This window comes from Halosimplex halobium (assembly GCF_051414055.1).
GTDB lineage: Archaea > Halobacteriota > Halobacteria > Halobacteriales > Haloarculaceae > Halosimplex > Halosimplex halobium.
Window position 1 is genome coordinate 1 of the sequence record NZ_JBLKNX010000006.1, and the last position, 17,263, is coordinate 17,263.

Annotated in this window: 10 protein-coding genes; 5 read left to right on the forward strand and 5 right to left on the reverse strand. The window is 71.1% G+C overall.

Annotation, left to right across the window (positions count from 1 at the left end; genetic code table 11):
* The 4 genes from ACMGFG_RS07980 to ACMGFG_RS07995 form a co-directional block, all read left to right on the forward strand.
* On the forward strand, positions 1-5,064 hold a 5,064-nt coding region (locus ACMGFG_RS07980; protein WP_436929810.1), incomplete at its 5' end, for a PAS domain S-box protein.
* 119 nt (positions 5,065-5,183) lie between these two features.
* On the forward strand, positions 5,184-6,368 hold the full coding sequence (locus ACMGFG_RS07985; protein WP_436929811.1) for an ABC transporter substrate-binding protein: 1,185 nt from the start codon (positions 5,184-5,186) through the stop codon (positions 6,366-6,368).
* Positions 6,369-6,437: 69 nt separating this feature from the next.
* A complete protein-coding gene (locus tag ACMGFG_RS07990) occupies positions 6,438-7,226 on the forward strand; it encodes a class I SAM-dependent methyltransferase (protein WP_436929812.1) in 789 nt (262 codons plus the stop codon).
* A gap of 215 nt (positions 7,227-7,441) precedes the next feature.
* Positions 7,442-7,825 (forward strand): VOC family protein, encoded by a 384-nt coding sequence (locus ACMGFG_RS07995; RefSeq protein WP_436929813.1) that lies wholly within the window; start codon positions 7,442-7,444, stop codon positions 7,823-7,825.
* A 361-nt stretch (positions 7,826-8,186) separates the two neighbouring features.
* On the opposite strand, the gene ACMGFG_RS08000 is transcribed toward ACMGFG_RS07995, so the two are convergent.
* From ACMGFG_RS08000 to ACMGFG_RS08020, 5 genes are all read right to left on the reverse strand, one after another.
* On the reverse strand, positions 8,187-10,052 hold the full coding sequence (locus tag ACMGFG_RS08000; protein WP_436929814.1) for an ABC transporter ATP-binding protein: 1,866 nt from the start codon (positions 10,050-10,052) through the stop codon (positions 8,187-8,189).
* Entirely contained in the window at positions 10,049-11,974 is a 1,926-nt protein-coding gene (locus tag ACMGFG_RS08005; RefSeq protein ID WP_436929815.1) for an ABC transporter ATP-binding protein, read from the reverse strand. Before ACMGFG_RS08005 ends, ACMGFG_RS08000 begins: the two co-directional genes overlap by 4 nt.
* A 193-nt stretch (positions 11,975-12,167) precedes the next feature.
* Positions 12,168-12,794 carry a TetR/AcrR family transcriptional regulator gene (locus tag ACMGFG_RS08010; RefSeq protein WP_436929816.1) on the reverse strand — a complete coding sequence of 209 codons (627 nt, stop codon included), beginning with the start codon at positions 12,792-12,794 and terminating at the stop codon, positions 12,168-12,170.
* Between the two features lie 93 nt (positions 12,795-12,887).
* Positions 12,888-14,330: an MATE family efflux transporter gene (locus tag ACMGFG_RS08015; protein WP_436929909.1), complete on the reverse strand. Its 1,443-nt coding sequence runs from the start codon at positions 14,328-14,330 to the stop codon at positions 12,888-12,890.
* A gap of 232 nt (positions 14,331-14,562) precedes the next feature.
* On the reverse strand, positions 14,563-15,201 hold the full coding sequence (locus tag ACMGFG_RS08020; RefSeq protein WP_436929817.1) for a TetR/AcrR family transcriptional regulator: 639 nt from the start codon (positions 15,199-15,201) through the stop codon (positions 14,563-14,565).
* Between the two features lie 107 nt (positions 15,202-15,308).
* On the opposite strand from ACMGFG_RS08020, the gene ACMGFG_RS08025 reads away from it, so the two are divergent.
* The gene (locus tag ACMGFG_RS08025) at positions 15,309-17,183 is read left to right on the forward strand and encodes a sensor histidine kinase (protein WP_436929818.1); all 1,875 of its coding nucleotides are present in this window, start codon (positions 15,309-15,311) and stop codon (positions 17,181-17,183) included.
* The last annotated feature ends 80 nt before the right edge of the window (positions 17,184-17,263 follow it).

Genomic DNA, 17,263 nt, shown 5'->3' on the forward strand with positions numbered 1-17,263 from the left:
GGGCCGCCCGGCGCCCGCGGCCGCGCGCTCGCCGCGCTCGTCGCGGCGACGCTCGCCGCGCTCGTCGCCTGCCTCGCCGTCGAGGGGCTCCCGTCGGCGCAGTCGCTCGGCCCGTTCGGGGGGCTCGTGGGGGCGGGACTGCTCGGGCTGGCGGCGTCGAGCGACGGCGACGACGGGGTCGCCGACCTGGTCGACGATATCGAGCGGGCGCGCGACGGCGAGGACGTGAGCTTCGACACCGACCGCGAGGACGGGCTGGGCGAGCTGGCGGCGGCCGTCGAGGGGCTGGTCGACGACCTCCGGGAGTGCGAACGCGAGCGGCGCCTGCAGGAGCGGGTCATCGAGTCGGCGCCGGTCGGGGTCGCGGTCGCCGACGCGACGGAGCCGGACAACCCGCTGGTCGCCGTCAACGAGCGCTTCGAGGAGGTGACGGGCTACGAGGCGTCTGAGGCGCTCGGGCGCAACTTTCGGTTCCTCCAGGGCGAGGACACCGACGAGGAGCGCGTCGCGGAGCTGCGGCGGGCCATCGAGGCGGAGGAGGAGGCGACCGTCGAGCTGCGCAACTATCGGGCCGACGGCACCGAGTTCTGGAACCGGGTCCGGCTGGCGCCCGTCGAGGACGACGACGGGGAGGTGACTCACTACGTCGGCTTCCAGGAGGACGTGACCGACCGCGTCGAGCGGGAGGCCGAGCTCGCCCGCGAGAAGTCGCTGCTGGACTCGATCTTCGAGCAGGTGCCGATCCACCTCTACGTCAAGGACCGCGAGGGTCGCTACGAGCGGGTCAGCAACGCCTACGTCGAGGAGACCTACGACTGGGACGCCGAGCGGTTCCTCGGGAAGACCGACCCCGAGGTCTTCGAGGGGGAGCTGGCCGAGGAGGCCCACGAGGACGACCTCCGGGTGGTCGAGACGGGGGAGGCCATCGTCGGCAAGGAGGAGTACGGCGCCGACATCGACGAGTGGAATCTCACGACGAAGGTCCCATGGCGGGGGCCCGACGGGGAGGTCCGGGGGCTGTTCGGCGTCTCCCAGAAGATCACCGAGCGCAAGGAACGCGAGCGCGAGCTCGCCCAGTACCGGGAGTTCACCGACGACATCCTCGACGCCATCGACGACGTGTTCTACGTGCTGGACGACGACGGCGACCTGCTGCGGTGGAACGAGACGCTCGCCGAGGTGACCGGCTACGACGACGACGAGATCGCCGGGATGCACGCGACCGATTTCGTCGTCGAGGCCGACCGCGAGGCGGTCCGCAACGGGGTCGCGAACATCGAGGAGCTGGCGGGCGTCCCGCTGGAGGCGCGCTTCGAGACGAGCGACGGCGAGACGATCCCGTTCGAGATCGTCGCCTCGCCGCTGGAGAACCCCGACGGCGAGCGGATCATCGCCGGGATCGCCCGCGACATCTCCGAGCGCAAGGCCCGCGAGCGGCAGCTGGAGGCCATCGTCGAGAACACCGAAGACCCCATCTACATCAAGGACCGCGAGGGCCGCTACCAGTTCGTCAACGAGGCGTTGGCGTCGTACTTCGGGGCGTCGCCGGCGGCGATCACCGGTAGCACCGACGGGGAGCTGTTCGACGAGGCGACCGTCGACGACATCCGGGGCGACGACCGGCAGGTCGTCGAGACGGGCGAGCCGGTCTCCCGCGAGGTGACCCGCCCGGTCGACGGCGACGAGCGGGTCTTCCTCGACTACAAGTACCCCTACCGGGACGAGGACGGCGAGGTCGCCGGGGTGATGGGGATCAGCCGCGACATCACCGACCGCAAGGCCGCGGAGGAGCAACTGCGCGAGCGCGAGCGGCGGCTCCAGGAGTACCGCGAGTACACCGAGGAGATCCTCGACGCCATCGACGACGTGTTCTACGTGCTCGACGCCGAGGGGGACCTCCAGCGGTGGAACCAGTCGCTGCGGGCGGTGACCGGCTACGACGACGACGAGATAGACGACATGCACGCGACGGACTTCTTCGCCGAGGACGACCGGCCGCAGATCGCGGAGGCGATCGAGACCGCGCTGCGGACGGGCGACACGCGCGTCGAGGCGCCCTACCTGACCGCCGACGGCGACCGGATCCCCTTCGAGTTCGTCGCCTCGCGGCTGGAGGACCCCGACGGCGACCCGGTGGTCGTCGGGATCGGACGGGACATCACCGAGCGGAAGGAACGGGAGCGCGAGCTGCGCGCGACCAAAGAGCGGATGCAGAAGTTCATCGAGACCTCCCCGGTCGGCGTGGTCGCGACCGACCCCGAGGGGCGGGTCACGCTGTGGAACGACGCGATGGAGGAGATCTTCGGGTGGTCGGAGTCGGAGGTGCTGGGCGAGCCCTACCCGGCGGTGCCCGCCGACCGCGAGGGCGACGACGAGGTCCGCCAGCGCGTCCTCGCCGGGGAGTCGGTCACGGGCGTCGAGCGCGAGCGCGTCCGGAAGGACGGCGAGCGCATCGACATCTCGCTGTCGACGGCGCCGGTCCGCGACGACGAGGGCGAGATCGAGGAGGTCGTCGGCTACATCGAGGACATCACCGAGCGCAAGGAACGCGAGCGCGAGCTCGCCGCGCGGTCGGCGGCGATGGAGCAGTCCATCGACGGGATGGCGATCCTCGACGAGGAGGGGCGCTACGAGTTCGTCAACCGGGCCCACGCCGCGGTCTACGGCTACGACGACCCCGAGGCGTTCCTCGGCGAGACCTGGGAGCTGTGCTACGGCGACGCGGAGATCGAGCGCCTCGAACGGGAGGTCCTCCCCGTCCTCGCCGACGAGGGCAACTGGCGCGGCGAGGCGGTCGGCCGCCGGGCCGACGGCTCGACGTTCCCCCAGGAGCTGTCGCTGACCGTCCTCGACGACGGGCGGCAGGTCTGCGTGGTCCGGGACATCACCGAGCGCAAGGCCCGCGAGCGCGAGCTCGAACGGACGAGGGACCTGCTCCAGCAGGCCGGCCGCATCGCTTCCGTCGGCGGCTGGGAGCTGGACCTGACTGGCGACGAGCCCGAGATGACCTGGTCCGACGAGCTCTACCGGCTCCACGGCGTCTCGCCCGACACCGACATCGACGTCGAGACCGCCGTCGAGTTCTACCACCCCGACGACCGCGAGCAGATCCGCGAGTACTTCCGGCGGGCCGTCGAGGCCGGCGAGAGCTACGACATGGAGGTGCGCCTCGGGACCGACGAGTCGGTCCGCTGGGTCCGCGCCATCGGCGAGCCCGTCCGCGAGGACGGCGAGGTCGTCCGCGTCCGCGGTTCCATCCAGGACATCACCGAGCAGAAGGAACGCGAGCTCGCCCTGGAGTCGCTCCACGAGGCGACGCGGGGGCTGCTCGGCGTCGAGACCGACGAGGAGACCGCCGAGCTCGTCGTCGAGACCGCCCGGTCGGTGCTGGACGTGGCCGGCGTCGCCGTCTACCTGCTCGACGACAGCGCCAACCGGCTCGACGCCGTGGCCTGCTCGGAGGGGTTCGAGCGGCTCTGCGACGCCGACCCCGTCCCCGCCGGCGCGGCCGACTCGCTGCTGTGGAACACCTACGTCACCGGGACGCCGACGGTGTTCGACGACACCGGGACCGTCGCCGAGTCGGGTGTGTTCGGCCCCGAGGTCAGCGGCGGCCTGCTCGTCCCCCTCGGGGACCACGGCGTGTTCGTCGTCGCCACCGAGGGCCGGGCGGTCGGCGGAGCGACCCGCCAGCTGGCCGAGACGCTCGTCGCGACGACCGAGGCCGCGTTCGACCGGCTGGCCAGCGAGCGGACGCTCCGGGAACGCGACGCCGAGCTCGCCGAGCAGAACGCCCGCCTGCGCCGCCAGATCGGGATCACCGACCTCATCCGGCGGATCGACCAGTCGCTCATCCAGGCCGAGTCCCGCGAGACCATCGAGGCGGCGGTCTGCGACCGCCTCGTCGAGAGCGACGACGTGGCCTTCGCGTGGATCGGCGGCCTCGACGCCGCCGGCAACGCCGTCGAGCCCAGCGCCTGGGCGGGCGACGGCGCCGAGTACCTCGACGCGGTCGACCTCGCGACCGGCGAGGCGGCGGCGGAACCGGCCGTCCGGACCGCGGTCTCGGAGACGCCGACGGTCGTCGGCAACGTCGTCGACGACCTCAAGCGCGAGGACTGGCGCAAGGCCGCCCTCGCCCGGGAGTTCCACTCCGTCGTGAGCGTCCCGCTGGCCTTCGAGGAGTACTTCTACGGGGTACTGACGGTGTACGCGTCGGAGCCGGACGACTTCGGCGACCTCGAACGGGAGGTGTTCGCCGAACTCGGCGAGAACATCGCTCACTCGATCAACGCCGCCGAGACCCAGCGGGCGCTGCACACCGACCAGCGGGTCGAGCTCTCGCTGTCGTTCGACGCCGACGACGACGTGCTGGGCCGGCTCGCCCGGGCGGCCGGCTGCCGCGTCGCCTTCGAGGGGCTGGCGGCCCACTCCGAGTCGGAGACCGGGCTGTTCGTGACCACCAGCGGCGCGTCGGTCGCGGCCGTCACCGACGTGCTGGACGACCTGGTGTCGGTGCGGGACTACCGGCTGGTCGGCGAGCCCGAGGCGGCGGGGGACGGCGACGGGGAGCCCGACGGGACGGACGCCGACACCGACGGCGGGGCGAGCGAGGCGCTGTTCGAGGTGACCGTCGGCGGCGACGCCCTCGCCGCCGAGTTCGTCCGCCACGGGGCGAGCCCGCGGTCGATCCGCGCCGACCCCGAGGGGGTCGAGGCAGTCGTCGACGTGTCGCCCGGGACGGACGTGCGGGCGTTCGTCGAGATGCTCGGCGAGACCTACGCCAGCGTGGAGCTGACGAGCCGGCGGACCGTCGAGCGGTCCGGCGACGACCGCCGGGCCGGGTCGGCGTTCGACGCGCTGACCGACCGGCAACTGGAGGTGTTGCGCACCGCCTACTACGCCGGCTTCTTCGAGTGGCCCCGCACCTCCACCGGCGAGGACGTCGCCGAGATGCTCGGCGTGAGCCAGCCCACGGTCAACCGCCACCTCCGGGTGGGACAGCAGCGTCTGCTCGAACGCCTCTTCGAGGACCACCCCGCCGCCGGGACCGGGGCGGACTGACCGCCTCGCCGGACCGTGGCGCCGCCGCCGCCCGGGCCGCCCGGGCCGCGCCGACCCCGTTTTCACGACGGATAATCGGCGCCCGGTTTTTATCAGTGACGACCGCTCAGTTACCGCGAATGAACTCGGGAGCCGGCGCGAGCGGCCGGACGCGGGCCGAGGAGGTCGAACTCGCCCACTTCTGGGCGGAGGGCGACGGCGCCGAGATGCTCGCTGCGGTGCTCGAGGAGTTCCGGTCGCGCCACCCGGAGGTCGACGTGTCCGACCGGATGTACGACAACCACGGGATGGCCATCAAGAGCCGGATACTCCGCGAGGACCCGCCGCCGGTGTTCGTCGAGTGGCCGGGCGACAACCTCCGGCCGTACTACGACGCCGGAGCGGTCCGGCCCGTGACCGACCTCTGGGAGGACAACGGCTGGGAGCGGTCGTTCATCGACGGACCCCGGGAGTGGGCCCAGCTCGACGGGGAGTTCGTCGGCGTCCCGGTGGACATCCACCGGATGAACAACCTGTTCTACCGGGTCGACCTCGTCGAGGAACACGGCGTCGACCCGCGGCGGATCGACGACCCGCGGGAGCTGCTGGAGGTGCTGCGGCAGGTCGAGACCGACGACCACATCGGGATGGCCCAGCCGATGAAAAACCCCTCGACGGTGCTCCAGCTGTGGTCGATGTGCGTCGTCGGGCAGTTCGGCGCCGAGACCTACGAGGCCATCACGGGCGGCGACGCCGCGGCCCACCGCTCGGAAGTCCGCGAGGCGGTCGAACTCGTCGACGCCTTCTCCGCGCTCGCGAGCGACGACGCCGCGTTCATCGACATGGTGGAGGCGAACGAGCGGTTCATCGACGGCGATTCGGTGTTCTACCACCAGGGCGACTGGATGGCCGGCATGTACGAGGAGACGGCCGACTTCGAGTACGGCCGCGACTGGGGCCGGGTGAACTTCCCCGGGACCGACGGCGCCTACGTGCTCGGGATGGACCTGCTCGTCGCGGCCGCCGACGTGGCGTTCACCGAGGCGACCCGCACCTTCCTCGAGTTCATGGCCTCGCCCGACGCGCTCGAGACGCTCAACCGGGTCAAGGGGTCGATCCCGCCCCGGAGCGACGTGTCGCTCGACGCCTACCCGCCGATGCTACAGGAGCAGTTCGAGGACTTCCGGCGCGCCCGCCACTTCCCGGCCGGTCACGCGATGCAGGTCTCCCCGGAGGTGTTCATGGACGCCAAGGTCGCCATGTCGGAGTTCATCGCCGACCGCGACGTGGAAGCGACGACCGACGCGCTCGTCGACGCGTACTGACGGGTCGGCGCGTGCGACCGACCCCCACGCCACCGAACCGTTGAGGGGGCCGCGCGCGCTCGTCGGCGTATGGTCGACGACGCGCCCGCCAACGAGTGGGACCCCGACGCCTACGACCGCGACACCGGCTTCGTCCACGAGCACGGCGGCTCGGTCGTCGAGTTGCTCGACCCGGCGCCGGGCGAGCGGGTGCTCGACCTGGGCTGTGGCACCGGCCACCTCACCGCCGACATCGCCGACCGCGTCGGCGAGTCGGGCGAGGCCGTCGGCGTCGACGCCGCGGCGGAGATGGTCGAGCGCGCCCGCGAGACGTATCCGGACCTCCGCTTCGAAGCCGCCGACGCCCGCGAGTACGCGCCCGACGAGTCGTTCGACGCCGTCTTCTCGAACGCCGCCCTGCACTGGATCCCCCGCGGGGACCAGCCCACCGTCGCCGAGCGGATGGCCGACCTGCTGGAACCGGGCGGCCGTTTCGTCGCCGAACTGGGCGGGGCGGGCAACGTCGCGGCCGTCGTCGACGCGACGCTCGCCGAACTTCGCGAGCGCGGCCACGAGGTCGACCACCCGTGGTACTTCCCGACCGTCGGCGAGCACGCCGCCGTGCTGGAGGCGGCGGGGTTCGAGGTGCGGCTCGCGCGGCTGTTCGACCGCCCGACCGAACTGGCTGGCGGCCGCGAGGGGCTGACCGACTGGCTCGACGTGTTCGGCGACTCGCTGTTCGCCGGGCTGGACGACGACGAGCGGAACGCGGTCGTCTCGGCCGTCGAGGACCGCCTCCGGCCGGAGCTGTTCGACGCCGATGCGGGCGTCTGGACCGCGGATTACCGGCGGCTTCGCTTCGTCGCCGTCCGCGAGTGAGTGGCGGGGGTGTCGCGAGTGTGTGGGTGAGCGTGACTGTGTGAGTGTGGGTGTGGAAGTGTGAACGGATCGACGACCGGACCGAAGGGTACCGTTTCGGGTGGAACAGCCCCGGATCCGGTCACGAGACGCCGCGAGACGGCTGTGAGTTCGGACCCGACGGTACTTCCGTCCCGTGGCGTGCCGTTATCCGCGAGCGGGTCGGAGCGGCGGGTATGTCGACAGGCAGTCAGGATTCGGGGCCGGCGATGGAACTGAGTACCGTCTACGTGGGCGTCGAGGATATGGGCCGGGCGCTGGAGTTCTACGCGGAGCTGTTCGGGACGGAACCGACGAAAGCCGACGACCGCTTCTCGACGTTCGCGTTCGACGGCGTCGACTTCGGCCTCTATCGGGCCGGCGCAGACGGCGGGTCCGTCGAGTTCGGCGACAACTGCGTCCCGAACTTCGAGGTTTCGGACGTGGACGCCGAGTTCGAGCGCGTCTCGGAGCTGGCCCCGGAAGTCGTCCACGGGGTCGTCGACGTCGACGGCTACCGCTGTTTCCACGTCCGGGACACCGAGGGCAACACGATCGAGATATTCGGCGTCGATTCGTGATGGGGAGACTGTACTAGGAGAAACTCGGGACGGGTCACTCGACGGGCTCTTTCGGCTTCAGCGAAGTCTCGCGGACGCGCTCGAACGCCTCCGCGTTCGAGCGCTCGAAAGACCGGATCTCGTCGATGTTGTCGTAGTAGTACGACAGCGCGTCGTAGACCTCCGCGAGCGTCAGATCGAGTTGGTCCGCGGTGTGGGCCGGCGAACGGCCTTCCGCTATACCACCCGGGCGGCGACGTGCCGGACGCCGACGCGAGTGCCGTCGATCCGCGGCTCCCCACCCAGCACGTCGTCGCGAGTGATGCTCGTGTGGGTAGATAGGTCCCGTACCGGGTTATAAACTTTCGCCGACCGGAACGACTCACGTCTCGACGGCGCCCACCTGGACCTTCCAGAGGTCGGCGTACTTCCCGTCCAGGTCGAGCAGTTCGTCGTGGCTGCCCTGTTCGACGATCTCGCCGTCGTCCATGACGACGATGCGGTCGGCGTCCCGGACCGTCGAGAGGCGGTGGGCGACGACGAAGGTGGTGCGGTCTTCGGTCACGGCGTCGAGCGAGCGCTGGATCAGGACTTCGGTCCGGTTGTCGACGTGGCTGGTCGCCTCGTCGAAGACGAGCATCGGCGGGTCCGCCAGCAGGACGCGGGCGATGGCGATCCGCTGGCGCTGGCCGCCCGAGAGCATGACGCCGCGCTCGCCGACCTCGGCGTCGTACCCCTCGTCGAGGTCCGCGATGAACTCGTGGGCGCCGGCCTCGCGGGCGGCCGCCTCGACCTCGTCGTCGCTCGGGTCGTCGACCGCGTAGGCGATGTTCTCCCGGATCGTGCCGGTGAACAGGAACGGGTCCTGGGCGACGTAGCCGATCGCGGTGCGGAGGCTCTCGCGGGTGATCTCGCGCACGTCGGTCCCGTCGACGCGGACCGCGCCCTCGTCGGGGTCGTAGTACGCCTGCAGGAGCTTGAGCAGGGTGGACTTGCCGGCGCCCGTCTCGCCGACGAGGCCGACCGTCTCGCCGGGTTCCACGTCGAGGTCGATGTCGCGGAGGACGCGCTCGTCGGTGCCGGGGTAGGCGAAGGACACGTCGTCGTACTCGACGTGGCCCTCGGGGTCGTCCAGTTCCGTCCGGCCCTCCTCGCGGGGCGGTTCGATGCGCTGGACGCCGAGGATGCGCTTCGCGGAGGAGGTCGCGCCCTTGTAGAGGCCGGTCACCCAGGCGAGAAAGCGGACGGGCATGACGAGCTGCTGGGTGTAGTACATGAACGGGACGAGTTCGCCGGCGGTGATGGTGCCGGGGAACAGCCAGAAGCGGCTGTCGATCGCCCACTCCGTGCCGACGAACAGCGTGGCGACGAACGCAGCGCCGGCGATCAGCCGCAGCGCGGGCTGGTGGCCGACGCCGACCATGTGGGCGCGCCAGTTGGCGGTCCGGTGGGTGGCCGACTGGTCGGTCACCCGTTCGGTCTCGTAGTCCTCGCCGCCGAACGCCTTGACCGTCTGGATGCCGCTGATGTTCGTCTCCAGCAGGGCGTTGAGGACCCCCGTCTCCTCGCGCACGTCGTCGTTGCGCGCCTCGTGGCGGGCGCCGAACCAGACGTTGGCGGCCAAAAGCAGCGGCGCGGCCGCCAGCGAGATGAGCGCGAGCCGCCAGTTGAGCAGCGCCATGTAGACGACCGAGCTGGCGAACATCGAGACGGCGACGACCCCGAGGTTCGGGCCGACCTCGAGGAACCGCTCCAGGGAGTTCACGTCGTTGTTGAGGACGCTCATCACCTCGCCGGTCTGCTGGGTGTCGAAAAAGCCCATGTCCAGCCGCTGGACGCGGTCGTAGGCGTCCACCCTGATGCGGTGCAGCGTCCGCTGGGCGAACAGGAACAGGGCGTACTCGGCGAAGATGCCGAAGGTCATGTCGACGAGCTTCAGGCCGACCAGCAGCGCGACGGTGAACGCGAGCATCCCGGTCGGCTCCGCGGGGATCCACCCCGCCGGCACGAGCGGGAGGGCGTACGCGCGGTCGTTGAACATCGCGTCGAACGCCAGCCCGACGATGAACATGTCGAGGTTCGAGAGGAACTGCGCGGCCACCGACGAGGCGGCGCCGGCGCCGATCCACCGCAGGTTCCCCCGGCCGCCGTCCCGGACCAGCGACAGGAGCGGCCGGCGAACGTCATCGGCGGCCGCCGCAATGGCCCCGCGCTCGCGGCCGGGGTCCGATTCCTCGCTCTCGCTCATCGCGAGACCTCCCGGTCGACCGCCGACTCGATACGCTCGGAGGGCCGGTCCTCGGCTCGCGCCCGCTGCAGGAACGCCTCCGAGACGGCGTCGGTCTCGCCGACCTGCACGCGCCAGAGGTCCGCGTAGAGGCCGTCGCGCTCGACGAGTTCCTCGTGGGTGCCCTGCTCGACGACGCGGCCATCGTCGACGACGACGATCCGGTCGGCGTTCCGGACCGTCGACAGCCGGTGGGCGATGGCGAGCGTCGTCCGCTCGCCGGCCAGCGCGTCGATGCTCTCCTGGATCTGTCGCTCGGTCTCGTTGTCGACGTGGCTGGTCGCCTCGTCGAGGACGAGGATCGCCGGTTCGCGCAGCAGGGCGCGGGCGATGGCGACCCGCTGGCGCTGGCCGCCCGAGAGGCTCTCGCCGCGCTCGCCGACCTGGGTGTCGTAGCCGTCGTCCAGGTCGGTCACGAACTCGTGGGCGCCAGCCAGCTTCGCGGCGCGCTCGATCTCCGCGTCGTCGGGCTCGTCGACGCCGTAGCCGATGTTCTGTCGGATCGTCCCGTAGAAGAGGAACGGGTCCTGGCTGACGTAGCCGAGGTGCTCGCGGAGGCTCCGGGGCGACACGTCGGTCACGTCCTGGCCGTCGACGCTGACGGTCCCCTCGTCGGCCTCGTAGAAGCGGAAGAGCAGTTTCGTGATCGTCGACTTGCCGGCGCCGGTCGGGCCGACGATGCCGACGAGCGACCCGGGTTCGGCCGTGAAGCTCACGTCCGTGAGCTGCTGCTCGTCGCTGCTCGCGTAGGAGAAGGACACGTCGTCGTACTCGATACGGCCCTCGCGCACGTCGAGTTCGTCGCCGGTCTCGCTGGCCTCGCGGTCGGTCTCGAGGACGGCGACGATCCGCTTGCTGGAGGCCAGCGCGTTCTCGTAGCTGTCGAGCACGTCGAGCATCAGCTGGCGGATCGGGCCGTAGAAGGACTTGCTGTACAGCAGGAAGGTCAGGAGGGTCCCGGCGGTCAGCGAGTGGCCCAGAACCGGCGGCGCGCCGTTGAGGTTGATGTAGGCGCCGACGGCGAAGAGAGCGACGAACGAGTACGACGACACCGACCAGCTGCTGTAGTTGAAGATCAGCCGCAGGCGGATGACCGACCAGTTGCGGTCGCGGTACTCGCGGGAGGCCGATGCGACCGCGTCGCGCTCGCGGTCCTCGCGGGCGAAGCTCTTGACCGTCGCGATGCCGTCGATGCTGTCCTCCAGGCGGGCGTTGATCCGCCCGACGCTCTCGCGGACCGCCTCGTAGACCGGCTCGACGCGGGTGGTGTACCAGCGGCCGAGCAGCGCGAGCCCGACCGGGAGGACGAGCAACAGCGCCGCCAGCCGGACGTGCAGCATCGCCATGAACGCGAAGGCGACCGCGATCTGGGTGACGAAGCGCAGCCCCTGGACGGCGTTGTCGCCGAAGCCGTTCAGGTTGCTCACGTCGTTGTTGAGGACGCTCATCACGTCGCCGGTCTGGCGGCGGTCGAAGAAGTCCATCTCCCGGCCGACCAGCGCGTCGAAGGTGTCGGCGCGGATGTCGTGCAGCGTGCGCAGGCGGGCGGTGCCGGCGACGCGGCCGGCGAGCCAGCTCAGCGCGCCGTCCAGCGCGAACGCCGCCGCGAGCAGCCCGATGGTGAACGCGACCTGGCCCTCCGTCGTCGTCGGGATCACGCCGTCAGGCACGAGCGGGAGCGAGTACGAGGCGCTCGACAGGAGGATGGCGTCCAGCGCCACGCCGACGACCAGCGCCGGGACGCGCTGGGGGATCTGCGCCAGCGCCGTCCCGAAGATGGCGACGACGTAGCGGCCGGCGTAGGGGCTGGCGTACCGGCGGACCAGGTGGACCAGCGGGTTGCCGACGTGCTCCGGGGCCTCGTACTCGGGGTCGTCGCTCACGGGGGGTCACCTCTGGGGGCGGCGGCGCACTGCTGCGGGCTACGATCCGGTGCCGGCGGTCGACGCATATCGCTACCGGTGATGTGGGAGAAGGTGACGTGCCGGGTGCCGCCGGCACGCGGGGAGCCGTCGGCGTACTGAGTGCCGACGGCACACGGGGAGAGCCGGGCCGCAGTCAAGCGGGGCGGCCGGCTCACGCGCCGCCCTCCCCGAGGTAGTCGTCGACCAGTGCCTCCACGCCGTCGAGGACCGGATCGACGCGCTCGTCGTCGGCGAAGATGGCGCGGCGATTTTGACCCGAGCGGATGGCCGCGACGAAGGTGACGGCGAACGGCTCGGGGTCGACCGCGCGGAACTGGCCGGTCTCGATCCCCTCGCGGACGGCGTCGGCCACGAACTCCTCCAGGAACTCCGAGTCGTACTCGACGGCCTCGCGCAGCCGGTCGTCGTAGGGCGCCTGGGCCTCGATCTCCAGGAGCATCCGCGAGAACTCGACGGCCTCCTCGAACTCCTCGCCGTCCGGCGTCCTGAGCATGTACCGGGCCAGCTCCAGCAGCCGCTCGCGGGGGTCGTCGCTGTCGGCGCGCTCGCGGACCTCGTCGGCGAGATGGTCCAGCCCGTTCGTGAACATCGAGAACACCAGGTCCTCCTTGGTGTCGTAGTAGTAGTGGACGAGCGACTGGCTCACCCCCGCTTCGTCCGCGACCGCCTGGGTCGTGAACTCGTCGAAGCCGCGCTCGACCAGCACCTCGAACGCCGCCCAGCGGATCTCCGCTTCCGTCGACGGTCCGTCGCCGCCGTCCGCGGCGTCTTCGGTCATGATCCTGATTGAGTACTCAATCAAATAAATGGCTGACGGTCGCGGAAGCGCGGTGGGCGGGTAGAGCGGGGTGACGGTCCGGACCCGAGACGGTCAGTCGGCGGGGGTCGCCGCCGATTCGTCCTCCTCGACGACGTTGTCGGTCCAGGTGCCACGGAGGAACCACGCGCCGACGATGAGCGCGCTCCCGACGTGCATGATGGCGATGGCCCACCAGGCGCCGGTGGTGCCCATGTCGAAGTTCGTCACGAGGATCCACGCGGGGATCACCTGCAGGCCCCAGACCGAGGTGACCGACATGATCATCGCAGCGCGGGTGTTGCCGGCGCCGTTGAAACAGCCCTTGATGACGTGGAACGTGCCCATGAAGGCGAAGGTCGGCGCGACGATCACCATGTAGGTCTGGCCGATGTCGACGATCCGGCCGGCCTCGTCGCCCGAGATGAAGACGCCGACGATGTCCCGCGCCCAGTAGACCCCGGCGGCGCTGACGACGACGTAGACGGCCACGAGCATCCCGACGGCCAGGACGACCGCCTTGCGGGCGCGGTCGGCCCGCCGCGCGCCGAGGTTCTGGCCGACCGCCGTCTCGACGCCCATCCCCAGCCCGACCGCGGGGAGGAAGACGAACGAGGTCAGCCGGGCGGTGATCCCGAACGCGGCGACCGCCGTCGAGCCGATGACGGCGACGATGGCCGTCATCGCGGTGTAGGACAGCGCGCCGGAGCTCTGCTCGATGCTCGCGGGGTAGCCGATCTCGATAATCTTCCGGACGGTCTCGCGCTCCAGCCGCAGGTCCGCGAGCGAGAGGGACAGGCCGAGCCGCCCCGAGAAGAGGAGCGCGACGCCGGGCACCGTCGCGAGCGCCCGCGAGAGGATCGTCGCCATCGCCGCGCCCTCGACGCCGTGGCCGCGGAAGCCGGTGGCGGCGAGCAGGTCCGCTTCGAGCCCGCGGGCGCCCAGCATGCCGAACAGGGGGTTGTCGACGAACCCGAAGATGAACACCGGGTCGAGGACGACGTTGACGGCGACGCTGACCGCCATCAGGTACATCGGCGTGCGGGTGTCGCCCCAGCCGCGCAGCAGCGACTGGAAGACGAAGAAGCCGAACATGAACCAGACGCCCAGGAAGATCACCCGCATGTAATCGAGCGAGTAGGCGAACACCGTGGTCCCGGGCTCGGCGCCGATCAGGCGGAGGAACGCGGGCGCCAGCAGGTAGCCGGCGGCGCCCAGCGCGAGCGAGAACAGCGTGACGAACGCCAGCGTCTGGCCCGCCACCTCGTTGACCCGTTCGAGGTTGCCGGCGCCCTTGTGCTGGGCGACGAGGACGCTCCCGGCCAGCGTGAGCCCGCCGCCCAGCGAGATGAGCACGAACACGGGCGGCCAGGAAAAGGAGAGGGCGCTGACGGCGTCGCCGCCGAGCCGCCCGACCCAGAAGGTGTCGACGAGGTTGTAGACGACCTGCAGCAGCTGCGTGAAGACGATCGGCGCCGACAGCGCCACGAGCGGCCCCAGCAGCGACCCCTCGGTCAGGTCGTAGTCGGTGTCGCGGGCCGGACCGGACGGCGCGTCGCCCGTTGAGGCGTCTCCCGTGTCCTCCGGCGAGTCGTCCGGTACGTCCGGCGAGTCGCCCGTTGAGGCGTCTCCCGTGTCCTCCGGCGAGTCGTCCGGTACGTCCGGCGAGTCGCCCGTTGAGGCGTCTCCCGTGTCCTCCGGCGAGTCGTCCGGTACGTCCGGCGAGTCGTCCGGTTCCTCCGTCACGCGGTCACGCCTCCCCGCCGTCGTCCGCTCCCTCGTCGACCGCCGCTTCCCCGTCGGCGACGAGCAGGTCGTCGATCAGGTACTCCTCGACCCCGGCGAACGCCTCGTCGGTCGGGGCCGCGTCGCCGAGGATCACGTCGTGGGACTGTGCGCCCTCGATGGTCGAACGGAAGAGGGCGGCGTAGCGCTCGGGGTCCACGTCGCGGAACTCCCCCTCGTCGATCCCCTCGCGGACGATGTCGGCGACGACGCCGCGGATGAGCCGGTCGTTCTCGACCAGTTGCTCCTGCAGGGCCGGCTCGAAGGGGGCCTGGGCGCGCATCCCGAGCAGGGCGGTGTGGAAGTCGCGGGTCGCCCCGTCGTCGCCGAGTCCCAGGACGACGATCTCGGCCATCCGCAGGAGCCGCTCGCGGGAGTCGCCCGGCTCGTCGCCCTCGACCTCGTCGATGAACTCGTCGAGCAGGTGCGAGAGGAAGGCGACCATGAGATCCGCCTTCGAGTCGTAGTGGTAGTGGATGAGCGACTTGCTCTTCTCGAACTCGTCGGCGATGGCCTGGACCGTCAGGTCCGCGTACCCGTGTTTCGCGAGCGCGCGGAACGTGGCGTCCATGATGGCCGCGCGCGTCGAATCGTCCCCCGGCATATCTGACTGAATGGCCAGTCGACACACAAAGCGCTGCCGATCAAACGGTGAGAATCGGAGGACAACCCTCAAGGCAGCGCGTCGGGGAGTACGACGGGAGCGAGACGATGGACGGACGGGACACGCCGGGATCGGACGGGAGCGAGGCCGAGGCCGACGGTCGGGGGAGTGCGGTCCGGCGCGTCGGCGGGCGGCTGGTCCCGGGGCCGATCCGGCGCAGCTACGCGCTGAAGTTCGCGGTCGCGATGGCGGTGGTCATCCTGCTGATCACCGCCGTCGGCGTCGGGAGCTACGTCCAGATCCGGGGGATCATTGAGGACGACGCGGAGAACACGCTGCAGTCGACGGCGGCGCTGCAGGCCGACTCCGTCAGCGAGTGGATGTCGGGCATGCGGGCCCAGGTCCGCGGGTTCGCCGGGACGGACGCCTACGCGACGGGCGACCCCGAGCGGATCGACGAGGCGCTGTCGGCGTCGGCCGCGCAGGCGAGCGCGGACGTTGCGGGGATCCACTACGTCGACGCCGACGGGACCATCGCCGCCAGCACGGTCGCCGACCTGGAGGGCAGCAGTGTCGACACCAGGCGCCCCGAGTGGGCGGGGCCGATCGCGGCGGCGCGCAACGGCTCGGGCGGCGAGTGGCGCGTCGGCGTCTCCGACCGGGCCTACGAGTCCAACGGCCGGCTGCTGATGGCCTTCGCGGGGCGAGTCCGGGTCGGTGACGGCGTGCTCGTCGTCGTCGGGGACGTGCGCAGCGACTTCGAGCAGCTCCACCGGTCGCGGTCGATCGTCCGGACGCAGCTGCTCAACCCCGAGGGGCGGAACGTGTTCGCCTCCCGGCGGAGCGGGCCGAGCGCGCTGGCGGAGACGGCGGCGTTCGAGCGGGCCGTCGGCGGCGAGCCGGCGATCCGCGAGCGGGACTCCGACGTGGTGGCGTTCGCGCCCGTCCGGGCGACCCCATGGGTCGTCGCGACGGAGGCGCCCAAGTCGCAGCTCTACGAGGCCAGCGAGACCGTCGGGCGGAACGTGGTCGTCCTCGTCGCGGCCTCGGTGACGACGCTCGCGGTCGTCGGGTTCGTCCTCGGCCGCGGGACGGTCGTCCCGCTGATCCGGCTGCGCCGGCGCGCGGAGGCCATGGAGGACGGCGACCTGGACGTGGACCTCTCGACGACCCGCGAGGACGAGATCGGGCGGCTGTTCGCCGCGTTCGACAGCATGCGCGAGGCGCTGCGGGACCAGATCCGCGAGTCCGAGGCGGCCCGCGAGCGGGCCGAGCGCTCGCAGGCCGAGCTCGAACGCCAGAACGAGCGCCTCGACCAGTTCGCCAGCACGGTCAGCCACGACCTGCGCAACCCGCTGAACGTCGCGAGCGGGCACCTCCAGCTGGTCGAGCGCAAGCTCGACGACCTCGACGAGGGGGTCGACGAGGCGCTCGCGCCCCACGTCGAGAAGGTCGACACCGCCCACACGCGGATGGAGGGGATCATCGGCGACGTGCTGACGCTGGCCCGGCAGGGCCGGGACATCGAGGGGACCCAGTCGGTTGACCTCGCGACCGTCGCCCGCGACGCGTGGGGGACCGTCGACAGCGACGGGGCGACGCTGGCGGTCCCGGAGACGCGCACCCTCGCGGCCGACCCCGACCGCCTCCGGCAGGCCTTCGAGAACCTCTTCCGCAACGCGATCGACCACGGCTCGCCCGACGACGCCGGCGACGACCTGACGGTCACTGTCGAACTCACGGCCGACGGGTTCGCCGTCGCCGACGACGGGACCGGGATCCCGCCCGACGCCGTCGACGCGGTCTTCGAGTACGGCCACACGACCGACGACGACGGCACCGGCTTCGGCCTCGCCATCGTCGAGACGGTCGTCGAGGCCCACGGCTGGTCGGTCGCCGTCGACCCCGACTACGACGACGGCGCCCGGTTCGTCGTCTCCGGCGTGTTCGACGATCCCGACGACACCGGTTTCGACGCCTGATCGTCCTGCCCCGGCCGTTCGGGGCGGCGAGCCGCCGAGAAATCGTTCCTGATAACTGCGACGCTACCGTTTTAGGCGCC